Source organism: Bradyrhizobium sp. 63_E2_N1_3 (genome assembly GCF_052076005.1).
Classification (GTDB): domain Bacteria; phylum Pseudomonadota; class Alphaproteobacteria; order Rhizobiales; family Xanthobacteraceae; genus Bradyrhizobium; species Bradyrhizobium barranii.
Map to the genome: position 1 here is coordinate 2,012,139 of NZ_CP197235.1, position 14,691 is coordinate 2,026,829.

General features: G+C 63.4%; 16 protein-coding genes and 1 riboswitch. Of the genes, 6 read left to right on the top strand and 10 right to left on the bottom strand.

Features of this window, described 5'->3' with window-relative positions; all coding sequences use genetic code 11:
- The first annotated feature begins 49 nt into the window (after positions 1-49).
- Together AB7531_RS09435 and AB7531_RS09440 are read left to right on the top strand one after the other, a co-directional pair.
- Positions 50-487: a VOC family protein gene (locus AB7531_RS09435; RefSeq protein ID WP_063986137.1), complete on the top strand. Its 438-nt coding sequence runs from the start codon at positions 50-52 to the stop codon at positions 485-487.
- 190 nt (positions 488-677) lie between these two features.
- Positions 678-1,406 (top strand): SDR family oxidoreductase, encoded by a 729-nt coding sequence (locus AB7531_RS09440; protein ID WP_283017513.1) that lies wholly within the window; start codon positions 678-680, stop codon positions 1,404-1,406.
- A 191-nt stretch (positions 1,407-1,597) separates the two neighbouring features.
- Here AB7531_RS09440 and AB7531_RS09445 read toward each other — a convergent pair whose 3' ends face one another.
- Positions 1,598-2,110: a mismatch-specific DNA-glycosylase gene (locus AB7531_RS09445; protein WP_063981489.1), complete on the bottom strand. Its 513-nt coding sequence runs from the start codon at positions 2,108-2,110 to the stop codon at positions 1,598-1,600.
- Between the two features lie 71 nt (positions 2,111-2,181).
- Between AB7531_RS09445 and AB7531_RS09450 the strand changes: the two genes are divergently transcribed.
- Entirely contained in the window at positions 2,182-3,417 is a 1,236-nt protein-coding gene (locus tag AB7531_RS09450; protein WP_354095471.1) for a Swt1 family HEPN domain-containing protein, read from the top strand.
- Positions 3,418-3,501: 84 nt separating this feature from the next.
- Here AB7531_RS09450 and thiC read toward each other — a convergent pair whose 3' ends face one another.
- From thiC to AB7531_RS09480, 6 genes are all read right to left on the bottom strand, one after another.
- The gene (thiC, locus tag AB7531_RS09455) at positions 3,502-5,400 is read right to left on the bottom strand and encodes a phosphomethylpyrimidine synthase ThiC (protein ID WP_063981491.1); all 1,899 of its coding nucleotides are present in this window, start codon (positions 5,398-5,400) and stop codon (positions 3,502-3,504) included.
- A 168-nt stretch (positions 5,401-5,568) separates the two neighbouring features.
- Entirely contained in the window at positions 5,569-6,177 is a 609-nt protein-coding gene (locus AB7531_RS09460; RefSeq protein WP_063981492.1) for a thiamine phosphate synthase, read from the bottom strand.
- Positions 6,164-6,946, bottom strand: a complete 783-nt coding sequence (locus AB7531_RS09465) for a thiazole synthase (protein ID WP_063986138.1) — start codon at positions 6,944-6,946, stop codon at positions 6,164-6,166. Before AB7531_RS09465 ends, AB7531_RS09460 begins: the two co-directional genes overlap by 14 nt.
- A 171-nt stretch (positions 6,947-7,117) precedes the next feature.
- Positions 7,118-7,315 (bottom strand): sulfur carrier protein ThiS, encoded by a 198-nt coding sequence (thiS, locus tag AB7531_RS09470; protein WP_063981493.1) that lies wholly within the window; start codon positions 7,313-7,315, stop codon positions 7,118-7,120.
- Complete coding sequence (locus AB7531_RS09475; protein ID WP_063981494.1) at positions 7,306-8,313, bottom strand: FAD-dependent oxidoreductase; 1,008 nt, start codon at positions 8,311-8,313, stop codon at positions 7,306-7,308. Before AB7531_RS09475 ends, thiS begins: the two co-directional genes overlap by 10 nt.
- Positions 8,301-8,429, bottom strand: a riboswitch (TPP riboswitch). Its footprint overlaps the gene before it by 13 nt.
- 156 nt (positions 8,430-8,585) lie before the next feature.
- Positions 8,586-9,122: a lytic transglycosylase domain-containing protein gene (locus AB7531_RS09480; RefSeq protein WP_063981495.1), complete on the bottom strand. Its 537-nt coding sequence runs from the start codon at positions 9,120-9,122 to the stop codon at positions 8,586-8,588.
- Between the two features lie 224 nt (positions 9,123-9,346).
- Here AB7531_RS09480 and AB7531_RS09485 point away from each other — a divergent pair, with 224 nt between their 5' ends.
- Positions 9,347-9,547: a hypothetical protein gene (locus AB7531_RS09485; protein ID WP_063981496.1), complete on the top strand. Its 201-nt coding sequence runs from the start codon at positions 9,347-9,349 to the stop codon at positions 9,545-9,547.
- Positions 9,548-9,555: 8 nt separating this feature from the next.
- Here the strand turns inward: AB7531_RS09485 and AB7531_RS09490 are convergent, their stop codons facing one another.
- Both AB7531_RS09490 and AB7531_RS09495 read right to left on the bottom strand, forming a co-directional pair.
- Entirely contained in the window at positions 9,556-10,884 is a 1,329-nt protein-coding gene (locus AB7531_RS09490) for an ATP-binding protein (RefSeq protein ID WP_063981497.1), read from the bottom strand.
- A 13-nt stretch (positions 10,885-10,897) separates the two neighbouring features.
- Positions 10,898-11,662 carry a response regulator gene (locus tag AB7531_RS09495; RefSeq protein WP_063981498.1) on the bottom strand — a complete coding sequence of 255 codons (765 nt, stop codon included), beginning with the start codon at positions 11,660-11,662 and terminating at the stop codon, positions 10,898-10,900.
- A 180-nt stretch (positions 11,663-11,842) separates the two neighbouring features.
- Here AB7531_RS09495 and AB7531_RS09500 point away from each other — a divergent pair, with 180 nt between their 5' ends.
- Together AB7531_RS09500 and AB7531_RS09505 are read left to right on the top strand one after the other, a co-directional pair.
- Complete coding sequence (locus AB7531_RS09500; RefSeq protein ID WP_063981499.1) at positions 11,843-12,430, top strand: hypothetical protein; 588 nt, start codon at positions 11,843-11,845, stop codon at positions 12,428-12,430.
- A 237-nt stretch (positions 12,431-12,667) separates the two neighbouring features.
- Positions 12,668-13,201: a PRC-barrel domain-containing protein gene (locus tag AB7531_RS09505; protein WP_063981500.1), complete on the top strand. Its 534-nt coding sequence runs from the start codon at positions 12,668-12,670 to the stop codon at positions 13,199-13,201.
- Between the two features lie 223 nt (positions 13,202-13,424).
- On the opposite strand, the gene AB7531_RS09510 is transcribed toward AB7531_RS09505, so the two are convergent.
- Positions 13,425-14,636: an ABC transporter substrate-binding protein gene (locus AB7531_RS09510; RefSeq protein ID WP_028156330.1), complete on the bottom strand. Its 1,212-nt coding sequence runs from the start codon at positions 14,634-14,636 to the stop codon at positions 13,425-13,427.
- Positions 14,637-14,691 lie beyond the last annotated feature (55 nt).

Consider the following 14,691-nt stretch of genomic DNA (forward strand, 5'->3'; position numbering starts at 1 on the left):
CTTGGAGCGATGGTCGCGCGTCCGGTCCAAGACGAAAGGATACAACTTCATGACGTCAATCACGCCATTCCTCTGGTTCGCCAACAATGTCCCGGAAGCCGTCGCCTTCTACAAAGCGGTGTTCCCCAACGCTGAAGTCGAGACCGTCAGCGACTTCATGGCGGTGTTCGAACTCGAAGGCCAGCGCTTCCACGCGCTCAACGGCGGCCCGCAATACCGCTTCACCGAGGCGGTCTCGTTCTTCATCAGCGTGGAGACGCAAGCCGAGGTCGACTACTTCTGGAGCCGCCTCACCGCCGACGGCGGCGAGGAATCCCGCTGCGGCTGGCTCAAGGACAAATTTGGACTGTCCTGGCAGGTGATCCCGTCGGCGCTCGGCCGCTACCTCGGCGATCCCGACCGTACCAGAGCGAACCGCGTCATGCAGGCGATGATGGAGATGCGGAAGATCGTCATCGCGGACCTCGATAGGGCGAATGCGGGGTGAGGGGCTGACGGTGTCGTAGGGTGGGCAAAGGCGTGCTCTTCGCGCGCCGTGCCCACCGTTCGTCCGGATTTGTGGAGAGATGGTGGGCATGGCGCAAGAGCGCCTTTGCCCACCCTACGAAGCCAGCGATCCGCATCGCCAATTCGTCTTGTATCGCTATACTGCCGACCATCAGCAGGATGGTGCCCCCATGGGAAACGAATTGGAAGGCAAGGTTGCTGCCGTGACCGGAGCCGCGTCGGGCATCGGGTTGGCGAGCACTGAAGCAATGCTGGCCGCGGGCGCGCGCGTGGTGATGGTCGACCGCGACGAGGCCGCGCTGAAGGCGCTCGGCAACAAGCATGGCGACGCCGTGATCCCGCTGGTCGTCGACCTCCTGGATCCCAAGGACTGCGCATCGTTGCTGCCGCGCGTCCTGGAGAAGGCAGGCCAGCTCGACATCCTGCATGCGAATGCAGGCACCTATGTCGGTGGCGATCTGGTCGATGCCGACAATATGGCCATCGACCGGATGCTGAACCTGAATGTCAACGTCGTGATGAAGAACGTGCACGACGTGCTGCCGCACATGATCGCGCGCGGGAGCGGCGACATCATCGTCACGAGTTCGCTGGCGGCGCATTTTCCGACGCCCTGGGAGCCGGTCTATGCGTCGTCCAAATGGGCGATCAACTGCTTCGTCCAGACGGTGCGGCGCCAGGTCTTCAAGCACGGCATTCGCGTCGGCTCGATCTCGCCCGGCCCGGTCGTCACCTCACTGCTCGCGGACTGGCCGCCCGAGAAGCTGCAGGAAGCCAGGGACTCGGGCAGCCTGCTGGAGGCCAGTGACGTGGCCGAAGTCGTGATGTTCATGCTGACGCGGCCGCGCGGCATGACCATTCGCGACGTGGTCATGCTGCCCACCAATTTCGATCTTTAGTGTGTAGGATGGGTAGAGCGCAGGCAACGGTGTCGTCCCGGCGAAGGCCGGGACCCATACCGCGGAATCTATCGGTTACGGCCGGTAGAAGTACCGAACCACGAGTCTTCGCCAAACCGTGGCCTGTGGTTATGAGTCCCGGCCTTCGCCGGGACGGACGGCTGAGTTTGGAGCGCCAGCGCCAATCCACACTACGCTGCGATCCAGGCAGCGAGCTCGCGCCACGGCTCCAGCGTCCAATGCCCTGACGCGGCACCGGACGGCGAGGGCAGCACGAAAACCTCCGGCAAACCTGCATCGCGCGGCTGACGCCCCAGCGCGATCCCGCTCGACGGCCTGCCGTAAAACAGGCTCGCCGCCTTCTTGCTCGTGAACGCAATCGCGCGCGGCCGATACTTTTCGATCTTGGCCCTGAACCCCGGCACGTCGATCGTTTCAGTCGCGATTTGGTAATCCATCCCGGTGCCCGACTTGGAGAGATCGGTGAAGCCGATCCCAAGCTCGATCAGCGCAGCGAACTCGCCCGGCTGATAGCGTCGCGGCGTGATGCCGGCCTCATGGATCGCGCGCCAGAAGCGGTTGCCGGGATGAGCGTAGTAGTGCCCGACCTCGGCCGAGCGCGTAGAGGCGGCGGTGCCGACGAAGACGAGAAGGAGGTTGGGACGGAGAAGGTCGGGGAGGCGGTGGGGAGCGACTTCAGGCAAACCGCGGGTCCATCTGTGATTGTGGCAAACCGTAGCAAAACTGATAGATGTAAGAGTTGAAAGAAGCACGAATGGACTTTAAGCGCCTTACCGATCGTACAAGCGCTTTGCGCTGCAAGAAGGGGGATGCCATGGACTGGAAGTCGGCAAAGGGAAAGGAAGGAGGATCCGTCGAGATACCGAAGCGCTGGCTTCTTCTGCACTACTACGAGGCCTTGAATATCTTGTTCAGGATGGAAAACGCATTGCGCGTTTTTGTCTACGTCGTTTTGAAGAATCGATACGGAGAGAAGTGGACAGAAACTGCCTTGCAAACTGTTGATGAAGAGCAATCAACAATCGCCGCCGTCGCGAGCAAGCGCGTGGCGCAGGCTAAGGGGTACGGCTATCTCGGCTATGAAGTGAGCTCTCCCTTGATGTATCTCAATAGTGGAGAGTTAACACGAATCATCACGTCGGACACCTATTGGGATCTGTTCAAGCCTCATTTCCGAGGAAAGCGGGAGATCATAAAGACAAAACTTGATGAGATTGGCACTGTACGAAATTCACTGGCGCACTTTAGGCCGGTCAAACATGACGACATCGAATTGATCAAGCAGAATGTAAATCACGTATTTGTTGGTATTGAACAATATCTAGTCGAGATGACGCAGGCAGATAGAGTGGTTCCTACGAACACTGAGGCCGAGTGGTACAGAAATCTATCTTCGATTGGATCAAGTACCTGCAAGGTGCGGCTGTTTCAGGATAGATCGGACCGCTGGATTCGGGTCGAGGTCGATTATGCTTCTGCTATCCTGCAAACTTCTAACGGCGTTCAATTCCGCAGTTTTCAGGTGACGAATCTAACTTCTCCCCAGATTGTCGAGAGCTTTCCAAAGCTGTTCGCTTTCGTGACGTTTATGACTGAGTACGTTCCGCATGTTCGAATGTCGGCGGATATAGTGCCTAGATTTGGGAAGCAGGTCTCGCTGATTTTCAGTAAAGCGATTCTCGTTGCCGCCCACGCTGAGGTGGGCAATCTCCTGAAGGAATTGTTGACAAAGATCGATACCGAAACTGAGCTGATTCAGCAGGACAACTTGGCGCGAGGGCATGTTGTCGACTCCGTTAGCGCCTGGTCGTTTGTTCAGAACGATGTATGGAGTACCAGCACGACGAACATGAAAAATGAGTTCAGGAATAGTGATCCTCCAGAGTACTGGGGTGACATGAGTTCGTATCGTGGCGACTTTATTGCTGGGGCGACAAAATATCCGTGGATGCCATCTGACATCTCAAGTGAGGAGGATTTCGTCTTTTGAGGTGGCTCGAAGGGGACGAAAAGAAGGCCGGGCTTTCGCTCGGCCTTCTGACGACAACAAAGCATATTCTCGGGTTCTTGCAGTCTAGAGCACCCGATTGCTCTCCTTCACCTTCTCCGCATCGAGATACACGCTGCTGCCCATCTCCTTGAACTTCGCGCTCATCTTGGCCATGCCGTCTTCGGCAGTGCCCTGCATCGACATGCCGATCGAATTCGGATCGTTCAGCGTCGCCGCATAATCCCGCACATCCTGGGTGATCTTCATCGAGCAGAATTTCGGCCCGCACATCGAGCAGAAATGGGCGACCTTGTGGGCTTCCTTCGGCAGGGTCTCGTCGTGGAAGTTCTTGGCGGTATCAGGATCGAGGCCGAGGTTGAACTGGTCGCTCCAGCGGAAGTCGAAACGGGCGCGGGAGAGGGCGTCGTCGCGGAGCTGGGCGGCCGGGTGGCCCTTGGCGAGATCGCTGGCGTGGGCGGCGATCTTGTAGGTGATGACGCCCACCTTGACGTCGTTACGATCGGGCAGCCCGAGATGCTCTTTCGGCGTGACGTAGCACAGCATGGCGCAGCCGAACCAGCCGATCATGGCGGCGCCGATGCCCGAGGTGATGTGGTCGTAGCCCGGCGCGATGTCGGTGGTCAGGGGCCCGAGCGTGTAGAACGGGGCTTCGCCGCACTCCTTGAGCTGCTTGTCCATGTTGATCTTGATCTTGTGCATCGGCACGTGGCCGGGGCCTTCGATCATGACCTGGCAGCCCTTGTCCCACGCGATTTTAGTCAGCTCGCCGAGCGTTTCGAGTTCGGCAAACTGTGCGCGGTCGTTGGCGTCCGCGATCGAGCCGGGACGCAGGCCGTCGCCGAGCGAGAACGAGACGTCATACTTGCGCATGAGGTCGCAGATCTCGTCGAAATGCGTATAGAGGAAGCTCTCCTTGTGATGCGCCAGGCACCACTTCGCCATGATCGAGCCGCCGCGGCTGACGATGCCGGTGACGCGGTTGGCGGTGAGGTGGATGTAGGACAGGCGCACGCCGGCGTGGATGGTGAAGTAGTCGACGCCCTGCTCGCACTGCTCGATCAGCGTGTCCTTGTAGAGCTCCCAGGTCAGCTTGACCGGATCGCCTTCGCACTTCTCCAGCGCCTGGTAAATCGGCACGGTGCCGATCGGGATCGGTGCGTTGCGCAGAATCCATTCCCGGGTGGTGTGGATGTTGCGGCCGGTGGAGAGGTCCATCACGGTGTCGGCGCCCCAGCGGATCGCCCACACCATCTTGTCGACTTCCTCTTCCACCGACGACGTCACGGCGGAGTTGCCGATATTGGCGTTGATCTTGGTGAGGAAGTTGCGGCCGATGATCATCGGCTCCAACTCAGCGTGGTTGATGTTGCAGGGGATGATGGCGCGGCCGCGCGCGATCTCGCTGCGGACGAATTCCGGGGTGATGAAGGCAGGGACTTCGGCGCCAAAGCTTTCGCCGTCGGCCAGCGCGGCCTCCGCGCGATCGAGCTGTTTTTTGCGGCCGAGGTTTTCGCGCTCGGCGACGTAGATCATTTCCTTGGTGATGATGCCGGCGCGGGCGAATTCGAGCTGGGTGATCTTGTGGCCGTCGAGGCCGCGCAGCGGCTTGTGGTGCGCGGTGAAGGCCTTTGCGGCATGCGAGGCGCCGACGTTGCCATTGTCCTCCGGCTTGATATCGCGGCCCTGATACTCCTCGACGCCGCCTCGCTCCTTGACCCAGGCGAGACGGTTGCGCGACAGGCCGGCGTTGACGTCGATGGTGACGGTCGGGTCGGTGTAGGGGCCCGAGGTGTCATAGACCGGCAGGTTCGGCTCGCCGGCACCTTCGGAGAGGATGATCTCGCGCAGCGGCACGCGGATGTCGGGCGCAGCGTCCGGAGACGCGAAGATTTTTCGCGACGAGGGCAGCGGGCCGGTGGTGACGGCGGGGACGGTCTTTTCGGGGTTGGAGCGGATGTTCATGGGATCCTCCGGTTTAATTCTGTTGTGCGTGCGTTTGAGCGACTGCGGTGAATTCTTGCTCCGTCATTGCGAGGAGCCCTTGCGACGAAGCAATCCAGACTGTCTCTGCGGAGAGACTCTGGATTGCTTCGCTTCGCTCGCAATGACGGGTGGAGAGAGCGATGCGCATCATGCCGCCTCCAGCGATAGGCCGAGCCACTGCCGCACCCGCGCGTCCGGGTCGGCGTTTTGCGTGACGTCGCTGACGACGGCGATGGAATCGGCGCCGGCGGCAAAAATCTCCGCGGCGTGCTCGAATTTGATGCCGCCGATCGCGACCAGCGGGATGCTGCCGATCCGCTTCTTCCATTCCGTGATCTTTGGAATGCCCTGCGGTTCGAAGCGCATCGATTTCAGCGTGGTGAAGAAGATCGGACCGAGCGCGACATAGTCGGGCTCTGCGGCAAGCGCGGTCTCGAGCTCCGCGTCGTCATGGGTGGAGACGCCAAGCGACAGGCCGGCCTCGCGGATGGCCTTGAGGTCCGCGTCCGCCAGGTCCTCCTGGCCGAGATGCAGATATTTTGCGCCGGCGACGACGGCCGCGCGCCAATAGTCGTTCACGACCAGCTTGGCCTGCGTGTCCTCAGTGATCGCCAGCGCGTCGGTGACGATCTGGAGCGCGTCGGCGTCGTTGAGGTCTTTCGCGCGCAACTGGATGGTGCCGACGCCGAGCTTGGTCAGGCGTTCGACCCATTTGAGGCTGTCGACGACGGGATAGAAGCGATCAGGATACGGCATGCCAGAATGGTGTCCCAACGACAGGGGTGGAGGGGGAGGCGAAGTCGCGGGCGTTCATCAGCCCGGCTTCGTAGGCGGTGCGGCCGGCATCACAGCCGAGACGGAAGGCGTTGGCCATCGCGACGGGATCGGCGGCTTTTGCGATGGCCGTGTTGAGCAGCACGGCGTCGTAGCCGAGCTCGAGCGCCTCGGCCGCATGTGACGGCGCGCCGATGCCGGCATCGACCACCAGCGTGATATCAGGCAGCCGTTCACGCAGCAGTTTCAGCGCGTCGCGGTTGGTGATGCCTTTGGCACTGCCGATCGGCGCGGCCCAGGGCATGACGACCTTGCAGCCGGCATCGACCAGGCGGTTCGCGACCGAGAGATCCTCGGTGCAATAGGGGAACACCTCAAAGCCGTCCTTGATCAGGATGGCGGCGGCCTCAACCAGGCCGACGACGTCGGGCTGCAGCGTGTCGTTGTCGGCGATCACTTCCAGCTTGATCCAGGACGTGCCGAACAGCTCGCGCGCGAGTTTTGCGGTGGTCACGGCCTCGCGCACGCTGCGGCAGCCGGCGGTGTTCGGCAACACGCTGACGTCGAGCTCACGGATCAGATTCCAGAACGCGTCCCCGGTCTTGCCGCCGGCGGCTTCGCGGCGCAGCGACACCGTGACGATGTTCGAGCCGGAGGCACGGATCGCCGCCTGCATGATCGCAGGCGAAGGATAGAGCGCGCTGCCGATCAGCAGGCGGGAGGGGAAGGTTTTGCCGTAGAAGGTCACCATGTCCAAGGTGTCTCCTCAAGTTCAACTGTCGTCCCCGCGAAGGCGGGGACCCATACCGCGTGATTTCTCTTGGGGCACGTGGGGAGAGACCGGCCGCCATAGCCGCTCCCTGTGGTTATGGGTCCCCGCCTTCGCGGGGACGACAAGTGGAGAGAGCGTGCCATCATCACCTCACCCTCCCTGCCGCGGCGTGATGATCTCGATCTCGTCGCCGGCCTTGAGGTGGGTCTCGGCCCAGCGGCTCTTCGGCACGACGTCGTAGTTCAGCGCGATCGCGAAATGGGTGCCCTCATAGTCGAGCTCGCTGAGCAGCGCGTCCACGCTGGCCGAGTTCACCTCGCGCTGCTCGCCGTTGACGATCACCCGCATTGCATCACCTCATTGTCGATCTGGCCGCGCTGGACGTATTGCAGCGTCAGCTCGGCGAGCGCCGGGGCGATCAGGAAGCCGTGGCGGTAGAGGCCGTTGACGGCGATCCTCTCGCCACGAATGCCGATGCGCGGCAGATTGTCGGGGAAAGCGGGCCGAAGGCCGGAGCCGAATTCGATGATCCGAGCCTCGCCGAAGGCCGGATGCACGGCATAGGCCGCGCCCAGCAGCTCCAGCGCCGAGCGCACGCTGACGCCGGTGTCCTCGGCCTCGATCGAGGTCGCGCCCAGCATGAACAGATTGTCCTCGCGCGGGATCACGTAGAGCGGCCAACGCGGATGGATCAGCCGCACCGGGCGCGCCAGCCGCACCTCGCCGGTCTCGATCAAAATCATCTCGCCCTTGACGCCGCGCAGCTCCGGCTGCTCGTCGCGCGCGCCGAGGCCGCGACAGTCGATCACGATGCCGTCGAGGTCTTCGCTGACGTCGCTATCAAACTTGATGGTGCCGCCGGCGGCGCGGATGCGCTCATGCAGCTTCGGCAGCACGCGGCGCGGCTCGACATGGCCCTCGGTCGGGAAGAACAGCGCGTCGCGGAAGCGGCCCTCCAGCGACGGCTCGAGCTCGGCAAGGCTGGCCGCATCGAGCCGGCGGTGGCCGTCGGTCATCCGGGCAAAACGCTCGAAATCGTTGCGCTCGCGCGGGTGGGCGACGACGAGCGAGCCGTTGAAGGGGGTGTCCGGCAGCTCGCGCCGCCAGATGTCCAGGGAGCGCTGGCCGAGCCTGGAGATGATGGGTTCCGCGACCTCCGCCTCGCACCAGGGCGCGAGCATCCCGCCGGCCCAATGGCTGGTGGAATCGGTCATCGCGGCGTCACCGCGCTCGTGTAGCGTCACGGCATGGCCGGCCTGCGCGAACAAAAGCGCCTGCCAGGCACCTGCAATGCCTGCGCCGATGATGGATACCGGGGAATCCGATCGCTTGGTGGTCTGCAACATCCCTGTCCCTTCGCCGGCATGACCCGGATCAGGTTCAAAGGGTCACCGCGGTCCTGGGCCTTCTGACCCATTTAGCGGTATCTCAGCTCCTCCTCGGAGCACCCCTCGGAACGGCTCTAATGTATGCCAGCGGGACGGGGTGGTCAACGCGCTAGCCACAGGGCTGACATTCCGGCGCGGTCCGCCGGACCGAACCCCGGGTGCGCAATTGCGCACCGGGGAAGCTCGAGATTCCGGGCTCGATGCTTCGCATCGCCCCGGAATGACGCTGGCTAGTGGTTGGGAACCTCCTGCGCCCGCGCATTGCTGACGCGCTGGGCCAGCTTCTTATGCGGCGCCATCCCGAGCATCGGCTGCGGATTGCCGTTCGGCTCGAGCCAGGTGTCGTTGCTGGCCTGCTGCACCATTTCCTGGCGCTGCCGCTTTGCAACGTAGTAATAGCCGCCCGCGAAATAACGCACGGCTCGGGCGTGGTCGCCATTGGCGGCGCGATAGGCGCCGGCGAGGTATTTGACGGCGTAGGTGAGGTTGGTGTTGGGATCGCGCAGGCCGGCGGCGTCGCCGGTGTAGCCGACCCCGCGGGCGGTCGCGAGCTTGATCTGCATCAGGCCGATGGTGCCGCCGCGACCGATCAGGCCGGGCTGATAGCGGCTCTCGCGCATGATGACGCGATGCACCAGCGCTTCCGGCACGCCGTTGGCGCGGGCATGGGCCGCGACCATCTCGGCATACTCGGCTTCGCCCGCGAATGCGGCCTGCGGCAACATCAGCCCGGCCGCAACGAGCGCGGCAATACGCAAAATTTTCATTGAATTATTCCTCGGCAGAACGAACCTGCACCCGTGCGCGTTAGGCCGTGGGAACACGGCGATGATGTGGCGAAACGCCGCCAGCGGCGATTTTCGCGGGGCCGTCGTTTTTACGACTCAAACCCAGGTTAGGATTGCACTTGGCGATGTGCGTTACGCGACAGCAGGTCTGTCTATTCGTGCATTCGCCCAAAAATCGCTATTCAAAATTCGGGAGAACGTCCATGACCCGAGCAGACATCGGCGACATCCCCAAGCAGAACCCCTGTGCGCAATGTGGGGCACCGATCCCGTCTCCGGACTGGATCGAGCCGGGCGAAGGCCGCGTTTCCTATCTCTGGAAATGCCACGCCTGCGGCTACCGCTTCGAGGCGGTGGCGATCTTCGAGGAGCACCCGATCGAGCATCCGCCGCTCGCCGCCTGAGGCGTGCCTTACGCCGCCCGCCGCGGCTGCTGCCACACCGGCAATTGCATCCGTACGATCAGCCCGTGCGGCGCGCGGTCGTGCAACGACAATTCGCCGCCATGAGCGATCGCGATCGCGCGCGCGATCGACAGGCCGAGCCCGAAGCCGGTGTGCTCGTCCATGGTGCGCGCGTCATCGCCGCGCGCGAACGGCTCCAGCATCTCCTGCTTGCGCGCATCCGAGATGCCGGGGCCGTCGTCCTCGACGTCGATGACGAGCGTGGTGCCGGATACGTCGAGGCGGATCGTCACTTCGGCGCCGAAGCGAACCGCGTTCTCGACGAGGTTGGTGACGCCCCGATGCAGCTCGTCGGGCCGCGCGGCGGCCGTCGCCGAAGCGGGGCCGTCATAGTGCACGACATGGCCCATGTCGCCGAACTGGTCGGCGATGACCTGGAGCGTGCTCGCGATGTCGACCAGCGTCACCGCCTCGATCTTGCGGTCGTTGCGCAGCAGCGACAACACGGATTCCAGCATCGAGCGCATCTGGTCGAGATCGATCAGCATGCGCCTGCGGTTGCCCTCGTCCTCGATGAACTCGGCGCGCAGGCGCAGCCGGGTGATCGGCGTTCGCAGGTCGTGGCTGATCGCCGCCAGCATCCGGGTGCGATCCGACATCAGCCGCGCGATCCGCTCATGCATGCGGTTGAGCGCGCGCGCGACCGAGCGGATCTCCTCCGGGCCGCGCTCGGGCAGCGGATCGGCCGCCCCGTCCAGGCTGAAATTCTCGGCGGCCCTGGCAAACGAGGACAGCGGCGCGGCCAGCGCGTAGGCCGCCCACAGGCCGAGCATCGTGACGCTGATCAGCGCGAACAGCAGCGTTATCATCCAGGGGCCGCCCCAGAACCGCGGCGGATGCGGGCCCTGCTCGACGCGACCTGCGATCACACTGCCGTCGGGAAGCTCGACCGCGACGCGGTGCACGCCGAAGTTCGGGGTCAGCGCGATCACCTCGTACTGATGGCCGAGATGCCGGCGCACGTTGCGCAGATGCGGGCCACCGCTGTCTTCGGCGACGGAGAAGGTCCCCGGCGCGAGGAGCTCGATGCCGGCATTCGGAAACGCACGCACGATATTGGCGAGGATGCGCGGCCGCTCGCTCGCATCCGTGCCGTTGAGCAGCAGGGCCGCGTCCGCAAGCTGATGGGCGGCGTCGGGCGGCGGCTCGGCCCGGTCCGGCCGGCTGATCAGGAAGCTGGCGGTGAGGATCAGATGCAGCGCGACGATCGACGCCACCACCAGCGCGGCGATCTGTCCACCGATGCTTTTGAGGTGGAAGAAGCGGAACGGCGTCATGACGACCGCTCCACTAACTGCTCAGGGTCGCCGCGACCGCTTCGTTGCCAGCTGCTTCAGTCCCGGCCGCTTCGGTTCTGGGCGTGAACAGATAGCCGCCGGAGCGCACCGTCTTGATGATGGTGGGATCGGCCGGATTGGGCTCGATCTTGCGACGGATGCGGCTGACCAGCACGTCGATCGAGCGTTCGAACGAGCCGGTGTTGCGCCCTTGCGTGAGGTCGAGCAGGCTGTCGCGCGACAGCACGCGGCCGGGCCGTTCGCAGAACGTCCGTAGCAGATCAAACTCGGCGCTGGTCACCGCGACGCGCGCGCCTTCCGGATTGCGCAATTCGCGCAGGCGCAGATCGATGCGCCAGCCCTCGAAGACGAGCGTGGAGGCGCCCTCGATCGAGCTTGCCGCCTGGGCTGCGACCTGGCGGCGTAGCACCGCGTTGATGCGCGCGAGCAGCTCGCGCGGGTTGAACGGCTTTGGCAGATAGTCGTCCGCGCCCATCTCGAGGCCGACGATGCGATCGACGTCCTCGCCGCGCGCGGTCAGCATGATGATCGGCGTCTGCGCCTCCGAGCGTACCTTGCGGCACAGGCTCAGGCCGTCCTCGCCGGGCAGCATGACGTCGAGGATGATGAGGTCGACCCTGTGATCGGCCAAGGCACGCGACATCTCCCGGCCATCGCTCACGGTGGTGACGTTGCAGGCGTTGTTGCGCAGGTACTTTGCAATCAACGTCCGGGTTTCGCGGTCGTCCTCGACGACCAGGATGTTGGGATTGGCCATGCGCTTTGTTTGTCCAAGATTCGGGCCAAAAGGCGAAGATTTTTGTTTCGGATTGTTTCTGACTGTCCGGGCGCAACAGCAGGCAATACCCGGGCAGGGAAGCGGCAAGGTCTCGTTAAGGCCGCTAACCATACCGTGGCGGTGTCGCTTACGAAACCCCGCAAAAGCCACGGAGCCATTATGACCTCGATTTCGGCGGCCTCCGCCGGTAACTACCAGTCGCCCCTGCAGCGGCTTCAGCAGCAATTGCAATCGGACGTTTCCGACGGCACGATCTCGTCGTCGGACCAGTCGGCGCTCTCGACCGCGCTGACCGACATCGACACCGCCTTGCAGTCGAGCCGATCCAGCGATCAGTCGAGTGGCACGCGTCCTTCCAAGGACGAGATGAAGTCGAAGATCGACGATCTCATCGCCAACGAAGTGTCGAACGGGACGCTGACCTCGGACCAGGCGGACGAACTGAAGAACGTGTTTCAGTCCGCTTTCGCCAAGGGGCCAGGCGGCGCCGGCGGTCCCGGTGGTCCGGGTGGTCCCGGTGGTGCGGGCGGACCGCCGCCCGGTCCGCCGCCGGATGACAGCTCGTCGGATTCGTCCTCGACGGACTCGACCAGCAGCACGTCGACCAACACGACCACGGCGGACATTCTCCAGCAATTCCTCCAGGCGCTCCAGCAGTCGCAATCGTCGAGCGCGTCCTACGGCGCCAGCGGCAGCTCATTCGGCGGTTCGGATTTCTCCGCACTTCTGATCGACTTCAAGAGCTGACCTGAGCGACGCAGGTCGGCGCGTTCCTCGCCGCGATCGTGCTTCACCCAGGGCGCATGATCGTCGGCGGGGAACTGTGCATCAGGAACGTTCCTCATCGAACGTTCCTGAGTGACGCAGGAACTTTCGTCGCAGCGCAGCGCCATCATCGCGTGACGAAATTGCCGCAGAAAAGGAACTGCGGATGATCGCCGCTGTTCTCTCCGCATAAGCTTTCTGCTGAAGGAGAGGACAACAATGTTGATGAAATCGATCGCCGCCGGCCTTGCCGGCACCGCACTGCTTGCGACCGTTGCGTTCGCGCAAAACCCGACGGCCACCACCGACAAGGCGGCGCCCGCGGCCACCACCACCACAACGACGACGACGACCGCGTCGGGCGAGTGGCGTGCCTCGAAGATGTCGGGCCTGAAGATCTACAACGACGCCAACGAGAACATTGGCTCGATCAACGACCTGCTGATGGACAAGAGCGGCAACATCAAGATTGCCGTGATCGGCGTCGGCGGCTTCCTCGGCATGGGCGAGCATCTGGTCGCCGTCCCCTACGAGAAGCTGAAGTTCGTCAACGAGGCCGTCGCCTACACCGGCACCGGCGCGAAGCCTGCGGCGACCACGACCACTGGCGCTGCGACCGGCACCGAGAAGACCACGACGACCACGACGGCTACGACCGCCTCGTCCACGTCGAAATGGTATCCGGACCACGCCGTGTTCAATGCCAGCAAGGACGAGCTGAAGAACATGCCCGAGTTCAAGTACTCGGAGTAATGCTGCTCACGTGACGGCCGAAACGAGGCGCGCCCGGTTTTCACCGGGCGCGCTGTCGTGTCTTTCGTCTTTCACCTCGCCCCGCTTGCGGGGAGAGGTCGGATTGCATCGAAGATGCAATCCGGGTGAGGGGGAGTCTCGACGAGCCCAACTGGCGCCGTCCCCGCGGAGACTCCCCCTCACCCCAATCCTCTCCCCGCAAGCGGGGAGAGGGAGAAGACGTTCAGTGCGTCACCAGCGGGCAGCCGCCCTTGTCGAGGGGACGGAAGGCTTCGTCGCCGGGGACGGTGGCGATCAGCTTGTAGAGGTCCCACTCACCCTTGGACTCCTCCGGCTTCTTCACCTCGAACAGATACATGTCGTGCACCATGCGGCCGTCGATGCGGATCTTGCCGTTCCTGGCGAAGAAGTCGTTGACCGGGGTTTTGCGCATCTGCTCCATCACCTTCGGCGCCTCGTCGGTCTTGATGGCCTCGATCGCCTTCAGATAGTGCATGGTCGCCGAGTAGAGACCGGCCTGGATCATGGTCGGCATATGACCGACCTTCTCGTTGAACCGCTTCGAGAAGGCGCGCGTCTCCTCGTTCATGTCCCAGTAGAACGCGTCGGTGACGATCAGGCCTTGCGTCGCCTTGATGCCGAGCGAATGGGTGTCGGTGATCTCCTGGAGCAGCGCGATCATCTTCTGGCCACCCTGAACGAGACCGAATTCGGCCGCCTGCTTCAGCGCGTTGGTGGTATCGCCGCCGGCATTCGCCAGCGCGACCACCTTGGCCTTGGAGGCCTGGGCCTGCAGCAGGAAGGACGAGAAGTCCGAGGAATTGAGCGGATGGCGGACCTCGCCGAGCACCTTGCCGCCGCTCTCCTTGACCACGTTGGCGGCGTCGCGCTGCAGCGCCATGCCGAAGGCGTAGTCGGCGGTGACGAAGAACCAGGTGTCCTCGCCGCGCTTCACCATCGCCTTGCCGGCGACATTCGACAGCGCATAGGTGTCGTAGGTCCAGTGCACGGTGTTGGGCGAGCAGGCGACGCCGGTGATATCCGATGACCCGCCGCCGGAGTTGATGTTGATCTTGTTCTTCTCGCGCGTCAGCGCCGAGATCGGCAGTGCCACCGAGGATGTCGGCACGTCGAAGATCGCGTCGACCTTGTCGTTGTCGTACCAGTTGCGGGCGATGTTGACGCCGACGTCGGGCTTGTTCTGGTGATCGGCGGCGACCACCTGTACCGGCTTGCCCGCGACCTTGGCGCCGTAATCGGCAACCGCCATCTCGACGGCGGCGAGCGAGCCCTTGCCGGTCGCGTCCGCATAGAGGCTCGACATGTCCGTGAGCACGCCGATCTTGACGACGTCGTCTGAGATCTGCGCGTGGGCCGTGCCTGATGTGGCGGCGAGAGCAAGACCGGCCGCGACGGCGGCGATGAGTTTTTGCATATGTTTCTCCCTGTGTTGTTGTTTGGGTTTTGTTGCGGGGACTGTTCTAGCGACA

Excerpts from the sequence above, each read along its gene's own strand:
- AB7531_RS09485 (WP_063981496.1), top strand. The coding sequence starts at position 9,347 with ATGACCCGAGCAGACATCGGCGACATCCCCAAGCAGAACCCCTGTGCG.
- AB7531_RS09500 (WP_063981499.1), top strand. The coding sequence starts at position 11,843 with ATGACCTCGATTTCGGCGGCCTCCGCCGGTAACTACCAGTCGCCCCTG.
- AB7531_RS09440 (WP_283017513.1), top strand. The coding sequence starts at position 678 with ATGGGAAACGAATTGGAAGGCAAGGTTGCTGCCGTGACCGGAGCCGCG.
- AB7531_RS09475 (WP_063981494.1), bottom strand. The coding sequence starts at position 8,313 with ATGTTGCAGACCACCAAGCGATCGGATTCCCCGGTATCCATCATCGGC.
- AB7531_RS09465 (WP_063986138.1), bottom strand. The coding sequence starts at position 6,946 with ATGGTGACCTTCTACGGCAAAACCTTCCCCTCCCGCCTGCTGATCGGC.
- AB7531_RS09495 (WP_063981498.1), bottom strand. The coding sequence starts at position 11,662 with ATGGCCAATCCCAACATCCTGGTCGTCGAGGACGACCGCGAAACCCGG.
- thiS (WP_063981493.1), bottom strand. The coding sequence starts at position 7,315 with ATGCGGGTGATCGTCAACGGCGAGCAGCGCGAGGTGAACTCGGCCAGC.
- AB7531_RS09490 (WP_063981497.1), bottom strand. The coding sequence starts at position 10,884 with ATGACGCCGTTCCGCTTCTTCCACCTCAAAAGCATCGGTGGACAGATC.
- AB7531_RS09480 (WP_063981495.1), bottom strand. The coding sequence starts at position 9,122 with ATGAAAATTTTGCGTATTGCCGCGCTCGTTGCGGCCGGGCTGATGTTG.
- AB7531_RS09505 (WP_063981500.1), top strand. The coding sequence starts at position 12,668 with ATGTTGATGAAATCGATCGCCGCCGGCCTTGCCGGCACCGCACTGCTT.
- AB7531_RS09460 (WP_063981492.1), bottom strand. The coding sequence starts at position 6,177 with ATGCCGTATCCTGATCGCTTCTATCCCGTCGTCGACAGCCTCAAATGG.
- AB7531_RS09435 (WP_063986137.1), top strand. The coding sequence starts at position 50 with ATGACGTCAATCACGCCATTCCTCTGGTTCGCCAACAATGTCCCGGAA.
- AB7531_RS09450 (WP_354095471.1), top strand. The coding sequence starts at position 2,182 with ATGGACTTTAAGCGCCTTACCGATCGTACAAGCGCTTTGCGCTGCAAG.
- thiC (WP_063981491.1), bottom strand. The coding sequence starts at position 5,400 with ATGAACATCCGCTCCAACCCCGAAAAGACCGTCCCCGCCGTCACCACC.
- AB7531_RS09510 (WP_028156330.1), bottom strand. The coding sequence starts at position 14,636 with ATGCAAAAACTCATCGCCGCCGTCGCGGCCGGTCTTGCTCTCGCCGCC.